Here is a 19,784-nt window from a genome sequence, read left to right as displayed (position 1 = left end):
AGCACCTGCTAGCGTCGGCCCATGGCTGGAGCAATCTGCCCGGGCTCCTTCGACCCGGTGCACAACGGACATCTCGATGTGATCACCCGCGCGGCCGCGCAGTTCGACGAGGTCGTGGTGACGGTGGTGGTGAATCCGAACAAGCAGGGGATGTTCACCGTCGACGAGCGCATCGAGATGATCCGCGAGGTCACCGCCCACCTGCCGAACGTGCGGGTGGAGCGCTGGCAGGGTCTGCTCGTCGACTTCGCCAAGCAGCAGGGCATCACCGCCATCGTGAAGGGCCTGCGCGACGCCACCGACTTCGGCTACGAAATGCAGATGGCCCAGATGAACCGCAAACTCACCGGCGTCGACACCTACTTCATCGCTGGAGACCCGGTGCGCGGATTTATCTCCAGCTCCCTCACCAAGGAAGTCGCCACCCTCGGCGGCGACGTCTCCGACCTGCTGCCCGAACCGGTCCACAAGCGCCTCCTGGCCCGCATCGCCGAACGCCGCAAGTGAGCCCCGCGCCCGTGCCCCACGGCACGGGCGCTGTGGAGTCGCCCGCGTGGACCGCTAGTCGGCGGATTCCGCTTCGAGGAGGACAGTCACGTCGAGGGCCAATGGCAAGGACGGCGGAGGATCGAAGCCCTCCCGCAGCTTCACGACTGCCATGAGTCTCTTCTGCTGACGCAGCAGACACACAACTTCGGAGCGCACCGATTCCGGCAGGTCGGCGAGAAATGCGCTCGCCTCGCAGCGTGAACAAGACTCGCCCAGCCGGTCGACGTTCCGCAGTGAGCGCTGGCCGCATACCGGGCACTTCCACTCCGTCAATGTGTTGCCCACTCGCGCATTGTGGCAGCTCGGACGCGCCCGCTCTACGTCGCCGGGCGGGTGCGGCGACGTAGCGCTATAGCGCGCGGAAGGTGAGGGGTTGTGGGGTGGGGAGGGCTGCCTGGTGGATGTAGCCTGCGCGGTTGAGGCGGCGGGCGCGGTAGAGGGCGGCGCGGACTCGGGCGCCGATCTCGGGGGAGGGGAGTTCGGCGGCGGACCAGCGGACGACGTGGAAGCCCAAGGCGCGCAAGGACTCTTCGCGGCGCAGGGCCGCTCGGCTCGCTGCCGCGTCGGTCTTCCCCGTGCGCGTCATACCCGTGTTCGTAGCGGCGGATGTGGGTGCGCGTCGGGGCGGGTGGTGCTGGTCGAAGAGGCCGATGACGCCGGTGTCGGGGAAGTAGAAGTCGACCTGGTCGACCAGACGGCCGCCGGTGGTGAAGACCTCGCCGCGGGAGTACGGGACCGGGAGGCCGAGGTGCCGGAACAGGACGCGGCTGCGGGATTCGCCGATGCTGGCGCTGTGCGGGTCCAGGAATTCCGCCACTCGGTGCGCCTGGGTGCAGCCGTGGCGGCGCTTCGCCGTTCCGAGTTCCTCCTCCAGATCGAGCGCGCTGACCCCGAATCGGCGAGCGATGGCGTCACCGGCCACCACCGCGGCCTCGAACGGCAGCGTGCGCGCGAGATCGACGATGGTGCGCGCGGGCGTGGTCACCACCAGCGCGCCCAACTGCACCACCCGGTCCACCCGCGCGCAGTGCACCCGCACGTCGGTCCGCACCCGCCCGCCACCGCGCCGATTGCGCGTCACGCACACCCGCCCCAGCTCCGCCGTCGGAATCGGGGCCCCGTACAGCACCGCCGCCGACTGGTGGCTCACGATCGCCGCCACCGACAGTCCCGGCACGGCCGCCTCGATCAGCAGCCGATGTCGTTCGGCCGCACCGAGATCCGCGTATGTCGCCTGCTCGGCGTACACCCCGCGCCGCACCCGCCGCCACGTTCCACCCGCACACCGCCGCCGGATCTCGTCGTCATCGACCCCCGCCAGCAGCACCTCGGGCCGCCGATGCACCGGCCCGGCGCTCATGCGCCACGCCGACGGAGAGTACGGACGATCGCGGGGTGCAGGCGAGGCCGCCCCGGAACCCGCTGGTGCGCAGGCGCTCCCGACACCCCACCGCCGCGCCGCCCGATCCGGCTTCCCGTATAACGCTTCATGGCTCGAACCTCCCGAGAATCGCACTGAACCGAGGTGGCTCCGCCGTCGCCGAGCCACCGTGGTGCTGAATCGAACCGACAACACCTCGACGCGATGCGGAACCGCAGCGGCCCGCACCGGCTCCGAACCGCTATGCCTTCCTTGGACGCGCCACACCGCGCCGAGGTTCCCCCGATCCCGGACCAGTTGTTTCCCGCACCGCGAGCAAGCTGCCGCTACCGCCACCGACCGTGTACGCGACCGGGTGTCAGGGGCATACGGATACTCGGCTGTAGCACCGATCAGTACGCAGCGCCGCCGGGACGTTCGCGGCCCGCGCGAGGTACGTGCATCGCAGAGGTCGCGGGCTCAGCCGGTTCGTTAGAACACCCAGAGGCGCAGGGTCAGGAAGCGCAGGGTGCCGACGCCGGCGGTGATGCCGAGGACCGCGGCGGCCTGGGCTGGGCCGCCCAGTTGCGGTGCCGTCCATTCGAGCAGGGCGATGGCTCCGGCGGTGATCGCCAGGCCGGTCAGGGCCAGCGCGCCGCCCTCGAGCTGCGCGGTGTGCCAGCGCACCCGTTCCGAGGCGTGGAAGGTGAGGCGGCGGTGCAGTTCGTTCGCCATGGCCGTGCTCACCACCGACCCGGCCAGGTTGGCCAGTTGCGCTCCACTGCCGTAGAGCGCCACGAACAGCAGCAGGTAGCCGATATTGCTGAGACCGCCGACCAGTGCGAACCGGATCAGCTGGGCGAAGGCGTGCTCACCGCGCAGGAAGGAGCCGAGCTGTCCGATCCAGTGCGCCCAGGTGCGCCGTAGGGCGAGGTAGCCGTCGGTGTAGACGGTGAGGACTTCTCCGGCGGGGATGATGGCCCGCTGCGGTAGATCCAGGACGGTCATTGTCTCTTCCGATCGAACTCGCCGAACCCGGGGCCGGTGGGCCAGGTGCGACTGCGCTGTCGGAGACAAATGTAGCATCAACCGGAGGGTTTTCCTCCACTTTAATCTGTGGCCTGCGAGACACTCTGTGCGCTAGGAAACAGTGACCGACACGCCGGAGTCGCACACAGTTGACAGCCGCCCCTCGGGGCACACTGGCCAGAAGCGGAGAGTGTCGCCGTGAGTCCGGCAGGAGAAGTGGGGTAGCAGTATGTACCGGGTATTCGAAGCACTCGACGAGCTCGTCGCCATCGTCGAAGAGGCGCGTGGGATTCCGCCCACCCGCAACTGCATCGTGCCCAGAGGCGAAGTGCTGGAACTGCTCGACGACGTGCGCGAGGCCCTGCCCGGCGAACTCGATGACGCCCAGGACGTGCTCGACCACCGCGACAAGATCGTCACCGATGCCCGCACGGCCGCCGACACCACCGTCACCACCGCCAATCAGCAGGCCGATCACACGGTCACCTCGGCGCGCGAGGAGGCCGACCGCATCCTGGCCGACGCCAAGGCGCACGCCGACCGCATGGTCGCCGAGGCCCGCGCGCACGCCGACCACCTGGTCAGCTCGGCGGAGCAGGAGGCCGAACGCACCGTGGCCGAGGGCAAGGCCGAGTTCGAGGCGGTCACCGGCCGCGCCCGCGTCGAGGCCGAGCGGATGACCGCGGCCGGACAGGCGTCCTACGACCGGTCGGTCGCCGACGGCAAGGCCGAGCAGGAGCGCCTGGTCTCGCAGACCGAGGTGGTGCGCGCCGCGCACGCGGAATCCGCGCGACTCATCGACACCGCCCAGGCGGAGGCGGACCGGCTGCGCGAGGAATGCGACCAATACGTCGACGGCAAGCTCGCGGACTTCGAGGACACGCTGAACAACGCGCTGCGCGTGGTCGGCAGGGGGCGCACCCAGGTGCGTACCGCGCCGAGCGTCCCGGATTACGCGGCGGACTTCCGGCGCTGACCGAGATCTGGGCACTGACTGGGATTTGGGCACTGACTGGGATCTGGGCCCTGACTGGGATGTGAGCACCGAATGGGATTTGGGCGCGGACCGGCTCGTCCCGTATTGTTGAGTGGTTGCCCATTCCACACCGAGCGTGAGTGAGTTCGTGATGTCCGCCCAATCCGGTTCCAATCCGCGTCACCGTCGTCAGGCGACCGACGCGGGTTTCGTGCTGGACGTGCGCAGTCTCGGACGTGCTCCCGGATCGATGAAGCAGGTGCGCCGCACCGTCACCACCGACGCGAAGATCGGCCTCGAAATGGTCGGCATTCCCGCCGGTGCGCAGGTCGAGCTGGATCTGACCCTGCAGGCGGTATCCGAAGGCGTCCTGGTCACCGGCACGGTCTCCGCGCCGATCGAGGGCGAATGCTCGCGCTGCCTCGAACCGTTCACCGACGCGATCGAGTTGCGGCTCACCGAGCTGTTCGCCTACCCGGACAGCGCGACCGAGCAGACCACCGAGGAAGACGAGATCCACCGCCTGGTCGACGACCTGATCGACCTGGAACCGGTGGTCATCGATGCCGTCGGGCTGGAACTGCCGTTGCAGCCGCTGTGTGAGCCGGACTGCCCGGGCCTGTGCCCGGAATGCGGGGTTCGGATGGCGATTGCGGGTTCCGAACACGGTCATGAGATACTTGACCCTCGCTGGGCCAAGCTCGCGAGCCTCGCCGTGCAGAACGGTGCCGATGGCACCGGGGCAAACCAGTCAGCCGATTCAGATTCAGAGGAGAAGTAGTCGTGGCCGTTCCGAAGCGCCGGATGTCTCGTGCCAACACCCACTCGCGCCGGAGCCAGTGGAAGGCCACCGCGCCGACCCTGATCACCTGCCCGAACCGCGCCTGCGGCGAGAAGACCCTGCCGCACATCGCGTGCCCCAGCTGCGGCACCTACAAGGGCCGCCAGGTCACCGCTGCCGTCTGATTCCCGGACCTCCGGTAGCGCAACCGTGACCGCCAGCAAGGACGCGGCGGACGTACCCGCCGTAGGCGACTCAGCCGACCACACCAGCCTGCTCGAGGCACTCGGCGTCGATGTGCGACCGGACCTGCTGCGCCTCGCGCTCACCCATCGCTCGTACGCGTACGAGAACGGCGGACTGCCGACCAACGAGCGACTGGAGTTCCTGGGCGATTCGGTGCTCGGGCTGAGCATCACCGAACGCCTGTATCTGGAACATCCGGACAAGTCCGAGGGTGAGCTGGCGAAGCTGCGCGCGAGCGTGGTCAATATGCACGCGCTCGCCGAAGTGGCGCGCGGGTTGGGCGAGGGCGGCCTCGGCCGTCACCTGCTGCTGGGCAAGGGCGAAGAGCTCACCGGCGGCCGGGACAAGCCGAGCATTCTCGCCGACGGTATGGAGTCGCTGCTGGGTGCGGTGCACCTGCAGCACGGCATCGATGTCGCGCGCAGCGTGGTGCTGCGCTTGTTCGCGGACCTGCTCGAGCGCGGCCCCCGCATGGGCGCCGGGCTGGACTGGAAGACCAGTCTGCAGGAGCTGACCGCGGAACGCGGTATCGGCGTGCCCAGTTACGAGATCACCTCGACCGGGCCCGACCACGACAAGGAGTTCACCGCCACGGCGGTGATCGGTGGTCGTGCCTACGGTCAGGGTGTGGGCCGCTCCAAGAAGGAAGCGGAGCAGAAGGCGGCCGGGGCCGCCTATCAGTCGCTGCATGCCGAGACCGTGGAGAACCCAGGGGCCTGATGCCCGAACTTCCCGAAGTCGAAGTCGTACGACGCGGCCTCGCCGAGCATGTGGCGGGCCGCGTCGTCGAATCCGTCACCGTCAAACATCCGCGCTCGGTGCGCAGGCATGTGCCCGGCGGCGACGATCTGGCCGCGCGGCTGGCCGGTCTCCGCGTCGAGGCGGCGCAGCGCCGCGGCAAATTCCTGTGGCTCACCTTCGACGAGCCCGATACCGCGCTGGTCGTGCATCTGGGCATGAGCGGGCAGATGCTGGTGCAGCCCGCCGACGCGCCCCTGGAGAAGCACGCCCACATCATCGCCACCCTCGATTCCGGCAGCGAGCTGCGCTTCGTGGATCAACGCACGTTCGGCGGCTGGATGCTGGCCCCGCTGGTCGAGGTGGATGGCACGCCGCTGCCGGACGCGGTGGCGCATATCGCGCGCGATCCGGTCGACCCGCACTTCGATCCGGACGCGGTCGTGACGGTGTTGCGACGCAAACATTCCGAGATCAAGCGGGTACTGCTCGATCAGACGGTGGTCTCGGGTATCGGCAACATCTACGCCGACGAGGCGCTGTGGCGGGCCGGGATCCACGGCGAGCGCATTGCCGCCAAGCTCTCCAAGCCCGCCCTGCACGGTCTGCTCACCGAGGTGCGGGCGGTGATGGGCGAGGCGCTGCTCGCGGGCGGCACTTCCTTCGACGCGCTCTATGTGAACGTGAACGGTCAGTCCGGCTACTTCGAGCGCTCGCTCAACGCCTACGGCCGCGAGGACGAGCCGTGCCGCCGCTGCGGTGCCCCCATGGCGCGGGAGAAGTTCATGAACCGGTCCTCGTTCTCCTGCCCGCGCTGCCAGCGCCGACCCCGCCCCTGAACTGGGGGCTTGCCCTCCGGCCACCCGACGGCCTCGCCGCGATCACTTTCAGGCGCTACCGTTTTTCTATCGGCCGCACTGCGCGGCCATGGAGGACGAATGCGCAAACTGACCTACTACGTCGCGTCGACCATCGACGGGTTCATTGCCACCGAGGACGGCTCGGTCGATTTCTTCCCCGTGGGCGGTGACCACGGTTCGGCGATCGCCGCGCACTATCCGGAGACATTGCCGACCAAGGTGCGGGAGGCGCTGGGCATCGACAAGTCCGGCACCACCTTCGACACCGTCGTAATGGGCCGCAAGACACATGATTTCGGTGTCCGGACGGGCACCTCGAGCCCGTACGCGCATCTGCGCCAGTTCGTGGTGTCGGGTGCGCTGCCGGAGAGTCCGGATCCGGATGTGGAGCTCATCTCCGCGGATCCGCTGGGCCGGGTGCGAGAGCTCAAGCGGGAGAAGGGACTCGGCATCTGGCTGTGCGGCGGTGGGGAGCTCGCCCAGGCGCTGTTGCCGGAGATCGACCAGATCTTCCTGAAGCTGTACCCGATCGTGCTGGGGCGCGGCCGTCCGCTGTTCGGTTCCAGCGCACGGCTTCCCGACGCGGCCCGCTTCCGGGTGCTGACCAGCCGCGTGTTCGAGGACGGCGTGGCTTTTCTCAAGTACAGCCGGATTCGCTAGCGCGGCAGCGACTGTCGCCACCGAGACGGTCGTGCGACGCGATGCGCGCCCGCCTCGTGGACGGAGGCGGGCGCGCATCGGACGATATCGCCCCGGTGGCGGATATGTCAGAGGATGGCGACGGCGACCACGAGGCCGAGGGACAGGTGCGCGGCGGCCACCATCCAGGCGGCAGCCGTGTAGTCGGTGTTCTTCAGCATCGCACCGATGTCGATGCCGACCGCCAGCTCCAGCAGCCGCACCGAAACCACCTGCGCCACAATGCCGACCAAGCCGTACACGCCGGCGGTGACGAGGCCGTCGGAGAGCTTGCCCGCCGAGGCGTAGATGGCCAGCACCACGATGAGCGCCATGCTGATCATCCCGCTGGCGCTCACCAGCACCGCATTGGGCCGCCCCTCGGCGACCATGGCGCGCAGCGGACCCGGGGTGGTCAGATCCACGGCGAGGAAGCCGAGCACCATGAGCACCAGGCCGAGTACGGCGTAGCAGAGGATGGCCCCCACGCCACGGCCGAGCGTGCTCGCTTCCAGCGCGAGTGTGGCTGTCATCGATGTCCTCCAGGTAGGGGGTTGGTCAAAGCTTGCGCACCGGCGGGCTCGGTCACCGGTGCGGTCACTGCGGAATCCGGTGCGGTACGAAGGCCGCCCCATCATCGGTGATGAGCCCGGCGGTTTCCCGGATGCCGAGGCCGGCCGAGGTGTCGCCGACGATCCAGGCGCCCAGCACCGGCCGCATACCGTCGAATTCCGGCAGCGGGTCCAGCAACTGGTACACGAAACCCTCCGCGCCGTAGACGCCGCCGGTGGCGGCTTCCAAGCCCGCGCCGACGATGGTCATATTCGCGCCCTCGCGGCCGAGTTTCGGCTTGCGGATGTATTCGGTGAGTTCGTGCGGGTCGTCGAGGTAGGTGGGCAGCAGATTCGGGTGTCCGGGGTACATCTCCCACAGCACCGCGAGAATGGCCTTGTTGGACAGCAGCGTCTTCCACAGCGGTTCCAGCCACATGGTCTGCGGCAGGGAGCCCACCACGCGCTGCCCGAAGTCGTCGTCGAGCACCCACTCCCAGGGGTAGAGCTTGAAGACCGACTCGATGGGCGCTTCCGCCAGGTCGACGAAGCGCTCCAGTTCGGTATCCCAGCCGATCTCCTCGATGGGCAGTGCGACCGTGTCGAATCCGGCCTCGGCGGCCGTCTCCTGCATGTACGCGGTGGTGACGTTGTCCTCGCCGGTGGCGTCGGCGCTGGACCAGGTGAAGTGCAGTTCGCCGCCGGGCAGCGCGTCACGCAGTTCGCCCCAGCGCTCGACGAGCTTCTCGTGCAGGGAGTTCCACTGGTCGTCGTCGGGATGGGTGTCGGTGAGCCAGTGCCACTGCACGATCGCCGCCTCCAGCAGCGAGGTGGGTGTATCGGCGTTGTACTCCAGCAGTTTCGCCGGACCGCGACCGTCGTAGCGCAGGTCGAAGCGGCCGTAGACGTGCGGGTCGGCACGCTTCCAGGAATTGGCGATGGGTTCCCAACTCCACTGCGGCAGACCGAAATCGGCGAACCGCTCGGTGAGCACGACCTGTTCGACGGCGTGCAGGCACATGGTGTGCAGCACCTCGACCTGCGCCTCGAGGGCCAGGATCTCGTCCATGTCGAACTCGTAGTGCACCGACTCGTCCCAGTACGGGCGGGGCTGCCCGCTGGCGTCGCGACCCGGGGAGCCGTATACCAGCCCCTGCGCCGCGGTGATGTCCTTCCAGCCCGGGCGCGGGGTGCCGCGCAGTCGCCGCATTACGACCCGCCGCCGATCCGGGTGCCCAGCCCGCCGCGCTGAATGGTGGTGCCGCTCTTGGTCTTGATCTCCGCACCCTTGGGCTTCACCGTGGTGCCACCCGACGGCGGTTTGCCGATGGTGTTCGTGCCGCCGTAGTAGTAGCGGTACTGGTTGCCCGCGAGAATGAAGACGCCGGTGCTGTTGCCGCCGCTGGAACGGGAGGCTTCATCGCAGTACCGGTCGGGAACCACGATCTCCTCATTGTTCCTGGTGGCGGTGTAGGTCTCGCCATTGTTGCCGACGACGACCGTCTCACCCTTGTCGACGATGACGGTGCAGTAGGCGGTGACATCGGGTCCGGTGAGTGCGCTGTAGGCGAGGTAGCCGCCGCCGACCAGGCCAGCCACGCCCACCACGGCGACACCGCCGATGAGCAGCTTCTTGCGCTTCTTCTGCTTGGCCGCCTCGGCGTCGGCCGCGGCCCGGGCCTGCTCCTCGGCTCGCCGCCGGGCCTTCTCGCGCGCCCGCGCTTCGGCCACCGTGGGCGGGCGCGGCTGGGTGACTCCGGGTTCCTGGCGCTGCATGCTGCCGCGCGGCGGGGTCGGCAGGGCGACGGGGCGGTCGTCGTCGGCGGGGTTCGGTGGTCCGCCGGGATGTTCGTCAGTCACCGCTCGACTCCCAGGCCACCCCGCGCACTACCGCTCCTCGAATCCGTTCATTCCACCCTGTGCGGCGCCCCAGTCTTCCACAACGAGATCGACTCGGCCAGGTGTGTCACCGGCGCGCAGCAGCGTCAGAAGTGTCTCACAATTCCGCCGCGGCCCCTCGGCGATCACGTGCACCCGGCCGTCGCGGTGATTGCGGGCGTAACCGGTGAGCCCGAGCTCGAGCGCCCGCGACCGCGTCCACCACCGGAAGCCCACCCCCTGGACGAGTCCGTGCACCCAGGCGCTGAGCCGGACGGGGTCGGCGCTCATTCGTCGATGGTGAAGGACAGGTTGACCACGGTGCCCGCCTTCAGGGTGCGGCCCACGGTGCACACCTTGTCGATGGCGCGCTGCGCGGCGACCAGCAGCCGCTGCCGGGACTCCTCGTCGAGTTCGCTCATATCCAGTTCGAAGGATTCGTTCAGCTCGGGGTAGAGCTCGTTCTCGCGGTCGGCGTCGCCGGAGACGCGCACGGTGGCGTCGAAGTTGTCGCCGAGGCGGCGCGACAGGGTGAAATCGGCGCTGAGTCCGGTGCAGCCCGCCAGCGCGATCTTCAGCAGTTCACCGGGCGTGAACGCGCCGGGTACGCCCTGGGAGGCGATGAGCACCTCGCCGCCGCGATTGTTGCGGCCGGTGTAGGCGCGGGTGCCGGTGCGCTCCACCCACAGTTCGACCGGTTCGGCGGCCAGGGTGGGAGCGGCGGTCTGCGGTGCGGCGGTCTGTTCGGACATGACACGATCCTCCCATTGCTCGGTGGCGGACCCGGCGGGACCCGTCCGGATATGCCGAACGTCGATCGGGTCGGCCGCATTCCGCCGCACCGGTCGGCTCAATCCCGCCAGCCGCTGGCGTCGAGCACGGTATCCCAGGTGAACGGCACCAGTTCCGGATGCCGCAGCCGCAGGATCTCGCCCGGCAGACTGCCCGGCGGGGCCTTGCGCGGATTCGCGATCACCTGTTTCGCGATGGACTCGGTGAGGGCGCGGGTGCCGCCGAGGCGCGGGTAGGCGGCGTGCACGGCATCGGCCAGGCCCGGCGGCAGATCATTCGGGCCGCCGCCCACGTCGATGCCGATACCGCTGACCGAGATCCAGATCTCGGCCGGGCGGCGGCGACGGTAGACGGGCGACGAACTCAGTCCCGTGGTGTGCGCGGCGATGGCGTCCCAGATGATGTCGACGCGCTCATCGGAGACGCCCTGGCCTTCCAGCCACCGCGCCGCGTAGTCCGCGCCGTCCATCTCGAATCGCTGTGTGCCATTGGCGCGTTCGGCCAGCCCGATATCGTGCAGGACGCAGATGAGGAACATGATCTCCTCGTCGTAGTCCCGGCCGGGGGTGAGTCCCTGGGCGGCGGCGAGCGCCCGCCCGAAGAAGAAGCCGCGCAGGCTGTGGTGGCACAAATGGGGCTCCAGCGCCTCGAACATCAGCTGGTTGGCGGCTTCGGCCAGCGGGGTCGCGGGGGGGGGGGGTGAGTGACATGAGCTTCTCCTATTCCGCGCCGGGGCGCACGATCATGAGGACGACCACGACCGTCCACAGCAGGTTGTAGATTCCGGCGAGCATGCCGAGGGTGCGCAGGCGCTTGCCGTCGTCCGGGGCGTCGAGGGCTTGGCGCTGCATGGGGTGGATGACGACGGCGAGCAGGCCGCCCGCGGTGAAGGTGAGGGCCATGGCGAGGCCGATCCAGATCTCGCTCATCCGGCCCTGGACGGTGGCCAGGATGATGCCGACGATCGGCACGCTGAGGGCCAGTAGCGCGTAGGTGCCGGTGATCCGATGAAAAGCCTTGGCGACGGCCGGGTTTCGTTCGGGCGCGGGAGGTCCGGCCGCGGTGGCGGCGACGGGTGCGTAGCGCGGGAACAGGCTCGCGGCGACGGCCGAACCGCCGACGAAGATGATTCCGGCCAGCACGTGTATCGACAGCAGTGCCTTCTGCATGGCATCACTCCAACCTTCAGGGTGGCTGAAGCGTAGCAGTAGGCTTCAGTTAGGCTGAAGGGGGTGGGAAACGTCACCGCGGGCGGGGAAAGTGGCTGTCAGGAACCGCTTCCGGCCCGGAAGGCCGCCATCACCGCCTCGCCGATCCGGCGGCGGTCGGGATCCGCCTCGGCTCCGAACAGGCGCTCGTCCACCTCGTCGACCACCTGCTGGGCCGCGCGCAGCAAGCGTCTGCCCTTCGCGGTGAGTTCGATGGTCGACGCCGATCCGGCGCGAGCCGTGCGATCGCGCACCAGTCCCGCGGCGACCATGGATTTCACCGCGGTGTGCACACTCTGCACGCTGATGCCGCCCATGCGCGCCAACTCGCTGAACGACGCCCCTGGAATGGCGGCGATATGGCCGAGGACCGCCAGGCGGGCGACGGTGAGGCTCAGCGGGGCCAGTGCCGCGCCGAGTTCGGCCTCGATGCGATGCGCCAAGGTCAGCACGATGATCGAGGTGCTGGCGGGTGGCGGTTCGGGCAGGCCGTTCTGGGTGGTCACCGGGATATTTTCGCGCACGCTCCGGCGCGGGGGTGGTTGCCGGGGCGCGCTGGCAGGTCGCGGTAGCCTTCAGTCTGGTTGAAGGTTGGCCCGTGCGCGGCTACGCTGCGAGCCCATGGACGAATCTACTACTGCGCGTAGTAATTCTGGCGGCTCCGGCCGTTTGCCGCGACGCACGCTCCTCGGCTCGGCACTGATGGCGGCGGGTGCGGCGAGCGCCGGGATCGTGGCGGGCCGGGTGAGCGCGCCGGAGCGCTCGGCGGACCCATCCGTCGAACCGTTCCACGGACCGCATCAGGCCGGTATCGAGACTGTCGTACAGTCGCACGCGCTCTTCCTGGCCTGCGATGTCGCGCGCCCGGATCGCGGGGTGTTGCGCGAGCTGCTGGCCGCCTGCACGGAGACCGCGGTCGCGCTCACCGCGGGTGAGCGGGTGCCGGATACCGCCGACACCGATCCGGGCTTCAGCAATCACACCGATTTCGCCAGTGGGCTCGATCCCGCCCGCCTGACCGTGACCTTCGGCCTCGGTCCGTCGCTCTTCGACGACCGTTTCGGTCTGGCCGACCGCCGCCCCGAACACCTGCGGCAGCTGCCCGAATTTCCCGGCGACGCACTGAATCCCGCCTGGTGCGGCGGCGACGTCCTGGTACAGATCTGCGCCGACGACGCCCAGGTGGTGAGCCATGCCTTCCGGTCGCTGCGGGCGCGGCTGCCGGGCCTGGGACGGATGCGCTGGACCCAGCACGGCTTCCTGAGCCGTCCGAAGGACGGCGGCACCCCGCGAAATATGTTCGGCCACAAGGACGGCACCGCCAACCCCCGCCCCGGCACCCCGGAGTTCGCGCGCACGGTCTGGGTGGACGGCTCCGCCGAACCCGCGTGGTTCCACGGCGGCAGCTATCTGGTGTTCCGCAAGATCCGCATGAAGACCGCCGACTGGGACATGTTGGCGCTGGCCGAGCAGGATCGCATCGTGGGACGTCGGCGCGGTGACGGCGCGCCGCTCGGCGGCACCGGGGAATTCGATCCGGTGGACCTCGACGCCCGCTCCGCCGACGGCGAGCTGATCATTCCGGCCGACGCCCATATCCGCCTGGTCCACGACATCCCGATGTTCCGCCGCGGCTACAACTACGACTACGGCACCCTCGTCGCGAACGCGGGCGGCGAGCCGGAACCGGTCGGCCCGCACAGCCACCCCGAGGGCACCGATCCGAACCACACCCACGGCGGGCACGGCTCCCTGGATGCCGGACTGCTGTTCGTGGCCTACATGAACAACCCGCCGGCACAGTTCATCCGGGCGCAGCGGGCACTCGCCGCGTCCGATCGGATGAACGCGGTCATCCAGCACACCGGTAGCGCCCTCTTCGCCGTACCGCCCGGCGTGGCACCCGGTGCGCCGGTCGCCGCCGGGCTGGGCTTGGACTAGCTCGCCAGCGACGAAACCAGTTCGGGTGTCAGGTCTTTCAGACCGTCGGCGACGTAGGCGGCAAGGTTCAGGGCGTCCTCGGCCGGTGGGTAGCGTGGGTGGGGGACGGCGATCACCGTGAGTCCGGCGGCGTGGGCGGAGCGCAGGCCGTTGCTGGAATCCTCGATGGCCGCGCCGGATTCGGGGGTGATGCCGAGCCGGGCCACCGCCGCCAGATAGCCGTCCGGGGCGGGCTTGCCGCGCGAGACCTCCTCGGTGGAGACGGTGGCCCGGAACAGCCGGGTCACCCCCATGTGGTCGAGGGCGACGTCGATGAGCCGTCGCGGCGACGAACTGGCCAGGCCGAGGATGAAATGCTCGCCCATGCCGCGCACCGTCTCCACCGCGTGCGGCATGAGCGGCAGGTGGTCGGCGTAGCGGTCGCTCATGCGGTCGATGACGTCCGCGGCCACCTGTTCGGGCGTGCGCCGCCCATCCAGCAGGTTGGTGCTCAGGTATGCGGCCCACTCGGCGGTGCTCATGCCCATGAGCCGGTCCTGGGTGTCGGACAGCCAGCGGCCGCCCAGCTCGTCGATATAGCCGCGCCGGACCTCCTCCCAGATGGGCTCGGTGTCGAGCAGTACGCCGTCCATGTCGAACACGATCGCCTGGAATGACATGGCCCCATCGTGCGCCATCCCGGCCTCACGCCTGGAACCGGTACCCCATGCCCGCCTCGGTCAGCAGATGTTTGGGCTGCGACGGGTCGTCCTCGAGTTTGCGCCGCAACTGCGCGAGATAGACCCGCAGATAATGGGTTTCGGTCGCGTACGAGGGACCCCACACCTCGCGCAGCAGCTCCCGCCGCCCCACCAGCTTGCCGCGATTGCGCACCAGCATCTCCAGCATCCCCCATTCGGTGGGGGTGAGATGCACATCCTTGCCGTGCCGGGTCACCTTCTTCATGGCCAGATCGACCGTGAAGGAGGCGGTTTCCACCACCGGCTCGGCATTGTCGCCGGAGGTCGCGGCCCGGCGCACGGCCGCGCGCAGCCGGGCCAGCAGTTCGTCCATGCCGAACGGCTTGGTGACGTAGTCGTCCGCGCCCGCGTCCAGCGCCTCCACCTTGTCGGAGGAGTCCGTGCGCGCCGACAGCACGATCACGGGTGCGGTGGACCAGCCGCGCAGCCCGCCGAGCACCTCGATGCCGTCCATATCCGGCAACCCCAGATCCAGCACCACCACGTCGGGATGCTTCTCCGCGGCCGCTCGCAGCGCGGCCGCCCCGTTCGCGGCGGTGATCACCTCGTAGCCGCGCACCGACAGGTTGATGCGCAGCGCCCGCAGAATCTGCGGTTCGTCGTCGACCACGAGGACCCTGGTCGGCGCAGTCGCCGATGTCGTCACCCGATCTCCTGTTCTGTAGCCGTACCCGCCGGGGATTCCGTCTCGGTGGAGTCTTCGGAGTCACCACCACCCGCGGGTAGGTCGATCACCATCGTCAATCCGCCGCCCGGGGTCGGTTCCGCGTGCACGGTGCCGCCCATGGCGTCCACGAAACCGCGCACCACCGACAATCCCAGTCCCACGCCGGTGGAATTGTCCCGGTCGCCGAGCCGCTGGAACGGTTCGAACAGCTGGTCCTCCATCCCGGTGGGCACGCCCGGCCCGGTGTCGACCACGGTGAGCGACACCCGGTCACCGGTCTGCTCGGCGGTCACCCGCACGGGCGCGTCGGCGGGGGAGTACCGCACCGCGTTGTCGATCAGATTGGCCAGCACCCGTTCCAACAGCCCGCTGTCGGCGCGGACCGAGATACCGTCGACCGCCACCCGCACCCGGTCGCGGGCCGTCCGCCGCAGACCCCGGGTGCCCATGCCGAGCAGCGCCCGGTGCACCACCTCATCCAGGTATACCCGCCGCATCCGCGGTCGCACGACACCTACCATGAGCCGCGACGAATCCAGCAGATTGCCCACCAGCGCGGTGAGCTGATCCACCGATTCCTCGATGGTCTCCAGCAGTTCGGCGGTGTCCTCGGGGGAGAACTCCACATCGTCGCTGCGCAGGCTCGACACCGACGCCTTGGCGGCGGCCAGGGGGGTGCGCAGATCATGGCTCACCGCCGACAGCAGCGCGCGACGCAGCTTGTCGGCCGCCAGCAGCGCCTGCGCGGCGCTGGCCTCCTCCCGCAGCTGTCGCTGATTCACCAGTCCGGCGGCCTGATTCGCGACCGCGCCGAGTACCAGTCGGTCGGCGGAGGTGATCCGGGGGCCGCGCAGCAGCAGCCGGTGGCGGCCGTCGCCCGCCTCGATGGCGGTATCGGCGTCCGGAACCCGTTGCGGCGCATCCGCACCCACGCTCGCCACCACACCGTCGGCGGCGACGAAGCTGACCGCGTGCTGCCGGTAGGTCTCGCGGGCGCGTTCCAGCAGCGCGGGCAGATCCGCGCCGTGCAGCACCGCGCCCGCGAACAGCGTGAGCAGTTCGGCCTGCCGGGATGCCTTGCGCGCCTCGCGGGTTCGCTGCGCCGCCACGTCCACCAGCGCCGCCACCGCGACCGCGACCAGCAGCAGCACCACGATGGTGAGGAGATTGTCGAGTTCGGAGATGGTCCAGCTGTGCCGCGGCGAGGTGAGGTACCAGTTCAGCAGCAGGCCCGACAGCAGCGCGGACAGCGCTGCCGGAGCCACGCCGCCGAACAGCGCGACCGCGATCACCCCGATGAAGAACAGCGCGCTCTCGCCGCCGAGATCCAGAAACCGGTCCAGCCACAGCACATTCACCAGGCAGATGAGCGTGGGCACCAGCAGCGCCGCCACCCAGGAGGTGAGGGCGCGGTCGCGCGGGGACAGCGCCGACCACCGGACGCCGCGCCGGGACTCCTCGTGCGTCACCATGTGCACGTCGATGCTGCCGGACTGCTGCACCACGGCCGCCCCGATGCCCTCGTCGAAGGTGCGTGCCCACCGCGACCGCCGGGAGGTGCCAAGCACCAGTTGGGTCGCGTTCACCTGGCGCGCGAAATCCAGCAGGGCGGTAGGCACCTCGTCCCCGGCGACGGTGTGCAGCGAGGCGTCGAGACCGGTGGCCAGCTCCCGCAGCCGCGCCAACCGCTGCGCCGACACCCCCGCCAGCCCGTCGCCGCGCACCACGTGCACGACGATCAGTTCGGCGCTGGACTTGGTGGCGATGCGGCTGGCGCGCCGCACGATGGTCTCCGACTCCGGTCCACCGGTCACCGCCACCACGACGCGTTCGCGCGCCTCCCAGGTGTCGGTGATGCGGTGGTCGGCACGGTATTTCGCGAGCGCGGCGTCCACCTGATCGGCCAGCCACAGCAGCGCCAGCTCCCGCAGCGCGGTCAGGTTGCCGGGGCGGAAGTAGTTGCGCAGCGCGGCGTCCACCTGGCTCGCGGCGTACACATTTCCGTGGGAGAGCCTGCGCCGCAACGCTTCCGGCGTGATGTCCACCAGCTCGACCTGATCGGCCCCGCGCACCACCCAGTCGGGCACGGTCTCCCGCTGCACCACCCCGGTGATCCGCTCGACGACATCGTTGAGGCCCTCCAGATGCTGCACGTTCACCGTCGAGATCACATCGATCCCGGCGTCGAGCAGTTCGTGCACATCCTGCCAGCGCTTCTCGTTGCCGCTTCCCGGCACATTGGTGTGCGCCAGCTCGTCCACCAGCACCACCGCCGGAGCCCGCCGCAACACCGCCGCCACATCCAGCTCCGGCATCGTGGTGCCCCGGTACTCGACCAGCCGAGGCGGAATCCGCTCGATCCCCGCCAACAGCTCGGCGGTCTTCTCGCGCCCGTGCGTCTCGACCACCGCCGCCACCACATCGCGCCCACGCGCCAGCCGCCGATGCGCCTCCGCCAACATCGAATACGTCTTGCCGACCCCCGGGGCCGCCCCCAGGTAAATCCGCAGTTGCCCGCGTTTCACTGCCTCATCATCGCGCGTGGGTCGCGGCGCGGGACGCGCGCCACCCGCACGCGCCGCGCCGCGGTCGCTCCGGCGAGGACGCGCAGGCACAGGGCCGCCGTGAGGAAGCCGAAGACCACCAGCAGGGTGCACGCCATGTCGGGCACTGACATCTCCTTGTGTAGGTGCGCGGGTCTCGCGCGTTCGGGTCTCACACTGTTTACCGCCGCGAATATCGATCGGCCGGAGATTAGCGGTTTCTTGACGCGAAGTGCGGGTGCGTTGACGATTTTCGACGACACGCGGCGAGTTTGCTGTCAACGACTCGTCAAAGCGGCGGGCCGGGGCGCTAAGGAAGCGTCAAGAGCATCGAAATCCGGCCGAGCGGGCGCTTGACTCACTCCGGCGCATCCACGGATGCGCTCGTGAGGAGAGAGGTTCGGATATATGTCCATCGTGGTGTTCACGGTGTTGACCGTCGCGGTCTTCGCCCTGCTCGGCCTGATCCAGCGGGGGGTGGAGCGGCTGTGACCCAGAACGTCGTCGGTCTGGTCCTGGCCTTCGGCATCGCCGTCTATCTGATTGCGGCGCTGCTGTTTCCGGAGAGGTTCTGAGTGAACACGACTACCGCGGGGATCGCCTTCCTGGCGTCCCTGGTGCTGGCGTTGGCCCTCGTCCATGCGCCGCTGGGCGACTACATGTACCGGGTGTACAGCGGTACCCGGCACTCCCGCGTGGAGCGCCGCATCTACCGGCTCATCGGGGTGCACCCCGAGGTCGAGCACAGCTGGGGCGTGTACGCCCGCAGCGTGCTCGCCTTCTCGGCCATCAGCGTGCTCTTCCTGTTCTTCCTGCAACTGCTCCAGGGCAGGCTGCCGCTGCGTCTCGGCGAGCAGGGCACCGAGGTGACCGCCGCACTGGCCTGGAACACCGCGGTCAGTTTCGTCACCAATACCAACTGGCAGAACTACGGCGGCGAATCCACCTACGGGCATCTGGTGCAGATGGGCGGCCTGGCGGTGCAGAACTTCGTCTCCGCCGCGGTCGGCATCTCGGTGGCCATGGCCTTGGTCCGCGGATTCGCTCGCCGGCACACCGGCGAGCTGGGCAACTTCTGGGTGGATCTGGTGAGGGGAACCATCCGGATTCTGCTGCCGATCTCGTTCGTGGCGGCGCTGGTCCTGGTGATCGGCGGAGCCGTGCAGAACTTCCACGTGCACGACCAGGTGGCGAATACCGTTGCGGGAGGGCGGCAGACGCTGCCCGGCGGCCCGGTCGCCAGCCAGGAGGCCATCAAGAACCTGGGCACCAATGGCGGCGGCTTCTACAACGTCAACTCGGCCCACCCGTTCGAGAATCCGACGACCTGGACCAACTGGGTGGAGATCTTCCTGCTGCTGGTGATCAGCTTCTCGCTGCCGCGCACCTTCGGGCGCATGGTCGGTAGCCGGAAGCAGGGCTTCGCCATCGCGGGCGTCATGAGCACCATCGCCATGGTCAGCTGGTCGCTGACGCTGTTCTTCCAGCTGCGGCACCACGGTACGGTGCCATCGGCCGTCGGCGCGTCCCTGGAGGGCGTGGAACAGCGCTTCGGCGTGGCGAACTCGGCCGTCTTCGCGGCCTCCACCACGCTGACCTCGACCGGGTCGGTGGACTCGTTCCACGACTCCTACACCAGCCTGGGCGGTCTCATGCTGCTGTTCAACATGCAGCTCGGCGAGGTCGCGCCCGGCGGCGTCGGCTCCGGGCTGTACGGCATGCTGATCCTCGCGGTGATCACCGTCTTCGTGGCCGGGCTGATGGTGGGGCGCACCCCGGAGTATCTGGGCAAGAAGATCACTCCGCGTGAGATCAAGTTGGCCGCGGCCTATTTCCTGGTTTCGCCGCTGCTGGTGCTCGTCGGCACCGCGCTCGCCATGGCCATGCCGGGCCAACGCGCGAGCATGCTCAACTCCGGTCCGCACGGACTGTCGGAGGTGTTGTACGCCTTCACCTCCGCGGCCAACAACAACGGCTCGGCCTTCGCCGGACTGACCGGCGACACCGCGTGGTTCAACACCGCGCTAGGCCTGGCCATGGCCTGCGGCCGTTTCCTGCCCATGATTCTCGTTCTCGCCCTGGCCGGTTCGCTGGCCCGGCAGGGTCGCACCCCGGAATCGATCGGCACGCTCCCGACCCATCGGCCGCAGTTCGTCGGCATGGTCGTCGGCGTGACCGTCATCCTGGTCGCCCTGACCTTCCTGCCCGCGCTGGCGCTCGGGCCGCTCGCCGAAGGAATCCACTGAT

25 protein-coding genes are annotated in these 19,784 nt (G+C 69.1%); 10 read left to right on the top strand and 15 right to left on the bottom strand.

The annotated features are described in order from the left end of the window. Positions 1-21: 21 nt before the first annotated feature. Positions 22-507: a pantetheine-phosphate adenylyltransferase gene (coaD, locus tag QJS31_RS17020; protein WP_306357134.1), complete on the top strand. Its 486-nt coding sequence runs from the start codon at positions 22-24 to the stop codon at positions 505-507. 54 nt (positions 508-561) lie between these two features. On the opposite strand, the gene QJS31_RS17015 is transcribed toward coaD, so the two are convergent. From QJS31_RS17015 to QJS31_RS17005, 3 genes are all read right to left on the bottom strand, one after another. Then, complete coding sequence (locus QJS31_RS17015; RefSeq protein WP_282779422.1) at positions 562-834, bottom strand: hypothetical protein; 273 nt, start codon at positions 832-834, stop codon at positions 562-564. A gap of 64 nt (positions 835-898) precedes the next feature. Then, complete coding sequence (locus QJS31_RS17010) at positions 899-1,909, bottom strand: hypothetical protein (RefSeq protein WP_306357133.1); 1,011 nt, start codon at positions 1,907-1,909, stop codon at positions 899-901. Between the two features lie 492 nt (positions 1,910-2,401). Then, positions 2,402-2,917 (bottom strand): GtrA family protein, encoded by a 516-nt coding sequence (locus QJS31_RS17005; RefSeq protein ID WP_143982094.1) that lies wholly within the window; start codon positions 2,915-2,917, stop codon positions 2,402-2,404. A 250-nt stretch (positions 2,918-3,167) separates the two neighbouring features. Here QJS31_RS17005 and QJS31_RS17000 point away from each other — a divergent pair, with 250 nt between their 5' ends. The 6 genes from QJS31_RS17000 (at position 3,168) to QJS31_RS16975 (ending at position 7,199) form a co-directional block, all read left to right on the top strand. Continuing rightward, positions 3,168-3,914 (top strand): DivIVA domain-containing protein, encoded by a 747-nt coding sequence (locus QJS31_RS17000; RefSeq protein ID WP_029930082.1) that lies wholly within the window; start codon positions 3,168-3,170, stop codon positions 3,912-3,914. 151 nt (positions 3,915-4,065) lie between these two features. Continuing rightward, entirely contained in the window at positions 4,066-4,695 is a 630-nt protein-coding gene (locus tag QJS31_RS16995; protein ID WP_282779425.1) for a DUF177 domain-containing protein, read from the top strand. A 2-nt stretch (positions 4,696-4,697) separates the two neighbouring features. Beyond that, a complete protein-coding gene (rpmF, locus tag QJS31_RS16990; protein ID WP_029930080.1) occupies positions 4,698-4,880 on the top strand; it encodes a 50S ribosomal protein L32 in 183 nt (60 codons plus the stop codon). Between the two features lie 25 nt (positions 4,881-4,905). Continuing rightward, the gene (gene rnc, locus QJS31_RS16985; protein ID WP_029930079.1) at positions 4,906-5,661 is read left to right on the top strand and encodes a ribonuclease III; all 756 of its coding nucleotides are present in this window, start codon (positions 4,906-4,908) and stop codon (positions 5,659-5,661) included. Next, the gene (gene mutM, locus QJS31_RS16980) at positions 5,661-6,518 is read left to right on the top strand and encodes a bifunctional DNA-formamidopyrimidine glycosylase/DNA-(apurinic or apyrimidinic site) lyase (protein WP_306357132.1); all 858 of its coding nucleotides are present in this window, start codon (positions 5,661-5,663) and stop codon (positions 6,516-6,518) included. Before rnc ends, mutM begins: the two co-directional genes overlap by 1 nt. Positions 6,519-6,617: 99 nt before the next feature. Further along, complete coding sequence (locus QJS31_RS16975) at positions 6,618-7,199, top strand: dihydrofolate reductase family protein (protein ID WP_029930077.1); 582 nt, start codon at positions 6,618-6,620, stop codon at positions 7,197-7,199. A gap of 107 nt (positions 7,200-7,306) precedes the next feature. Here the strand turns inward: QJS31_RS16975 and QJS31_RS16970 are convergent, their stop codons facing one another. The 8 genes from QJS31_RS16970 to QJS31_RS16935 form a co-directional block, all read right to left on the bottom strand. Then, complete coding sequence (locus QJS31_RS16970; RefSeq protein WP_143982092.1) at positions 7,307-7,750, bottom strand: DUF350 domain-containing protein; 444 nt, start codon at positions 7,748-7,750, stop codon at positions 7,307-7,309. 64 nt (positions 7,751-7,814) lie between these two features. After that, positions 7,815-8,978, bottom strand: coding sequence for a glutathionylspermidine synthase family protein (locus QJS31_RS16965; RefSeq protein WP_282779414.1), 1,164 nt, complete (start codon positions 8,976-8,978; stop codon positions 7,815-7,817). Continuing rightward, positions 8,978-9,628, bottom strand: a complete 651-nt coding sequence (locus QJS31_RS16960; protein WP_306357131.1) for a hypothetical protein — start codon at positions 9,626-9,628, stop codon at positions 8,978-8,980. Before QJS31_RS16960 ends, QJS31_RS16965 begins: the two co-directional genes overlap by 1 nt. Positions 9,629-9,655: 27 nt before the next feature. Continuing rightward, positions 9,656-9,937, bottom strand: a complete 282-nt coding sequence (locus QJS31_RS16955; protein WP_029930073.1) for an acylphosphatase — start codon at positions 9,935-9,937, stop codon at positions 9,656-9,658. Further along, the gene (locus tag QJS31_RS16950; RefSeq protein ID WP_039816362.1) at positions 9,934-10,398 is read right to left on the bottom strand and encodes an OsmC family protein; all 465 of its coding nucleotides are present in this window, start codon (positions 10,396-10,398) and stop codon (positions 9,934-9,936) included. Before QJS31_RS16950 ends, QJS31_RS16955 begins: the two co-directional genes overlap by 4 nt. A 98-nt stretch (positions 10,399-10,496) precedes the next feature. Beyond that, positions 10,497-11,093 carry an HD domain-containing protein gene (locus QJS31_RS16945; RefSeq protein ID WP_306357130.1) on the bottom strand — a complete coding sequence of 199 codons (597 nt, stop codon included), beginning with the start codon at positions 11,091-11,093 and terminating at the stop codon, positions 10,497-10,499. Positions 11,094-11,157: 64 nt separating this feature from the next. Continuing rightward, a complete protein-coding gene (locus tag QJS31_RS16940; RefSeq protein WP_306357129.1) occupies positions 11,158-11,607 on the bottom strand; it encodes a hypothetical protein in 450 nt (149 codons plus the stop codon). A 98-nt stretch (positions 11,608-11,705) separates the two neighbouring features. Beyond that, the gene (locus QJS31_RS16935; protein ID WP_195147135.1) at positions 11,706-12,152 is read right to left on the bottom strand and encodes a MarR family winged helix-turn-helix transcriptional regulator; all 447 of its coding nucleotides are present in this window, start codon (positions 12,150-12,152) and stop codon (positions 11,706-11,708) included. 196 nt (positions 12,153-12,348) lie between these two features. Between QJS31_RS16935 and QJS31_RS16930 the strand changes: the two genes are divergently transcribed. After that, positions 12,349-13,587, top strand: a complete 1,239-nt coding sequence (locus QJS31_RS16930) for a Dyp-type peroxidase (protein ID WP_306357128.1) — start codon at positions 12,349-12,351, stop codon at positions 13,585-13,587. Here QJS31_RS16930 and QJS31_RS16925 read toward each other — a convergent pair. From QJS31_RS16925 to QJS31_RS16910, 4 genes are read right to left on the bottom strand one after another with little or no spacing between them, the layout of a single operon-like run. Beyond that, positions 13,584-14,246: an HAD family phosphatase gene (locus QJS31_RS16925; protein ID WP_306357127.1), complete on the bottom strand. Its 663-nt coding sequence runs from the start codon at positions 14,244-14,246 to the stop codon at positions 13,584-13,586. The genes QJS31_RS16930 and QJS31_RS16925 overlap by 4 nt on opposite strands. 25 nt (positions 14,247-14,271) lie before the next feature. Next, positions 14,272-14,973 (bottom strand): response regulator, encoded by a 702-nt coding sequence (locus tag QJS31_RS16920; RefSeq protein WP_282779400.1) that lies wholly within the window; start codon positions 14,971-14,973, stop codon positions 14,272-14,274. Beyond that, complete coding sequence (locus QJS31_RS16915) at positions 14,970-17,519, bottom strand: sensor histidine kinase KdpD (RefSeq protein WP_282779398.1); 2,550 nt, start codon at positions 17,517-17,519, stop codon at positions 14,970-14,972. The genes QJS31_RS16920 and QJS31_RS16915 overlap by 4 nt, the downstream gene beginning before the upstream one ends. Beyond that, positions 17,516-17,665, bottom strand: a complete 150-nt coding sequence (locus QJS31_RS16910) for a hypothetical protein (RefSeq protein ID WP_195147129.1) — start codon at positions 17,663-17,665, stop codon at positions 17,516-17,518. The genes QJS31_RS16915 and QJS31_RS16910 overlap by 4 nt, the downstream gene beginning before the upstream one ends. 258 nt (positions 17,666-17,923) lie before the next feature. On the opposite strand from QJS31_RS16910, the gene kdpF reads away from it, so the two are divergent. Both kdpF and kdpA read left to right on the top strand, forming a co-directional pair. Continuing rightward, entirely contained in the window at positions 17,924-18,112 is a 189-nt protein-coding gene (gene kdpF, locus QJS31_RS16905) for a K(+)-transporting ATPase subunit F (RefSeq protein ID WP_306357126.1), read from the top strand. Then, positions 18,113-19,783 (top strand): potassium-transporting ATPase subunit KdpA, encoded by a 1,671-nt coding sequence (gene kdpA, locus QJS31_RS16900; RefSeq protein WP_306357125.1) that lies wholly within the window; start codon positions 18,113-18,115, stop codon positions 19,781-19,783. It abuts the gene before it with no gap. The last annotated feature ends 1 nt before the right edge of the window (position 19,784 follow it).

This window comes from Nocardia sp. CC213A (assembly GCF_030766805.1).
GTDB lineage: Bacteria > Actinomycetota > Actinomycetes > Mycobacteriales > Mycobacteriaceae > Nocardia > Nocardia otitidiscaviarum.
The sequence above is the reverse complement of the archived record's forward strand: the minus strand, read 5'-3'. Positions and strand labels throughout refer to the sequence as shown.

Coding starts and splice junctions, on each gene's coding strand:
- coaD (WP_306357134.1), top strand. CDS start 22: ATGGCTGGAGCAATCTGCCCGGGCTCCTTCGACCCGGTGCACAACGGA.
- QJS31_RS17010 (WP_306357133.1), bottom strand. CDS start 1,909: ATGAGCGCCGGGCCGGTGCATCGGCGGCCCGAGGTGCTGCTGGCGGGG.
- QJS31_RS17005 (WP_143982094.1), bottom strand. CDS start 2,917: ATGACCGTCCTGGATCTACCGCAGCGGGCCATCATCCCCGCCGGAGAA.
- QJS31_RS17000 (WP_029930082.1), top strand. CDS start 3,168: ATGTACCGGGTATTCGAAGCACTCGACGAGCTCGTCGCCATCGTCGAA.
- QJS31_RS16995 (WP_282779425.1), top strand. CDS start 4,066: ATGTCCGCCCAATCCGGTTCCAATCCGCGTCACCGTCGTCAGGCGACC.
- mutM (WP_306357132.1), top strand. CDS start 5,661: ATGCCCGAACTTCCCGAAGTCGAAGTCGTACGACGCGGCCTCGCCGAG.
- QJS31_RS16975 (WP_029930077.1), top strand. CDS start 6,618: ATGCGCAAACTGACCTACTACGTCGCGTCGACCATCGACGGGTTCATT.
- QJS31_RS16970 (WP_143982092.1), bottom strand. CDS start 7,750: ATGACAGCCACACTCGCGCTGGAAGCGAGCACGCTCGGCCGTGGCGTG.
- QJS31_RS16965 (WP_282779414.1), bottom strand. CDS start 8,978: ATGCGGCGACTGCGCGGCACCCCGCGCCCGGGCTGGAAGGACATCACC.
- QJS31_RS16955 (WP_029930073.1), bottom strand. CDS start 9,937: ATGAGCGCCGACCCCGTCCGGCTCAGCGCCTGGGTGCACGGACTCGTC.
- QJS31_RS16950 (WP_039816362.1), bottom strand. CDS start 10,398: ATGTCCGAACAGACCGCCGCACCGCAGACCGCCGCTCCCACCCTGGCC.
- QJS31_RS16945 (WP_306357130.1), bottom strand. CDS start 11,093: ATGTTCGAGGCGCTGGAGCCCCATTTGTGCCACCACAGCCTGCGCGGC.
- QJS31_RS16940 (WP_306357129.1), bottom strand. CDS start 11,607: ATGCAGAAGGCACTGCTGTCGATACACGTGCTGGCCGGAATCATCTTC.
- QJS31_RS16930 (WP_306357128.1), top strand. CDS start 12,349: ATGGCGGCGGGTGCGGCGAGCGCCGGGATCGTGGCGGGCCGGGTGAGC.
- QJS31_RS16925 (WP_306357127.1), bottom strand. CDS start 14,246: ATGTCATTCCAGGCGATCGTGTTCGACATGGACGGCGTACTGCTCGAC.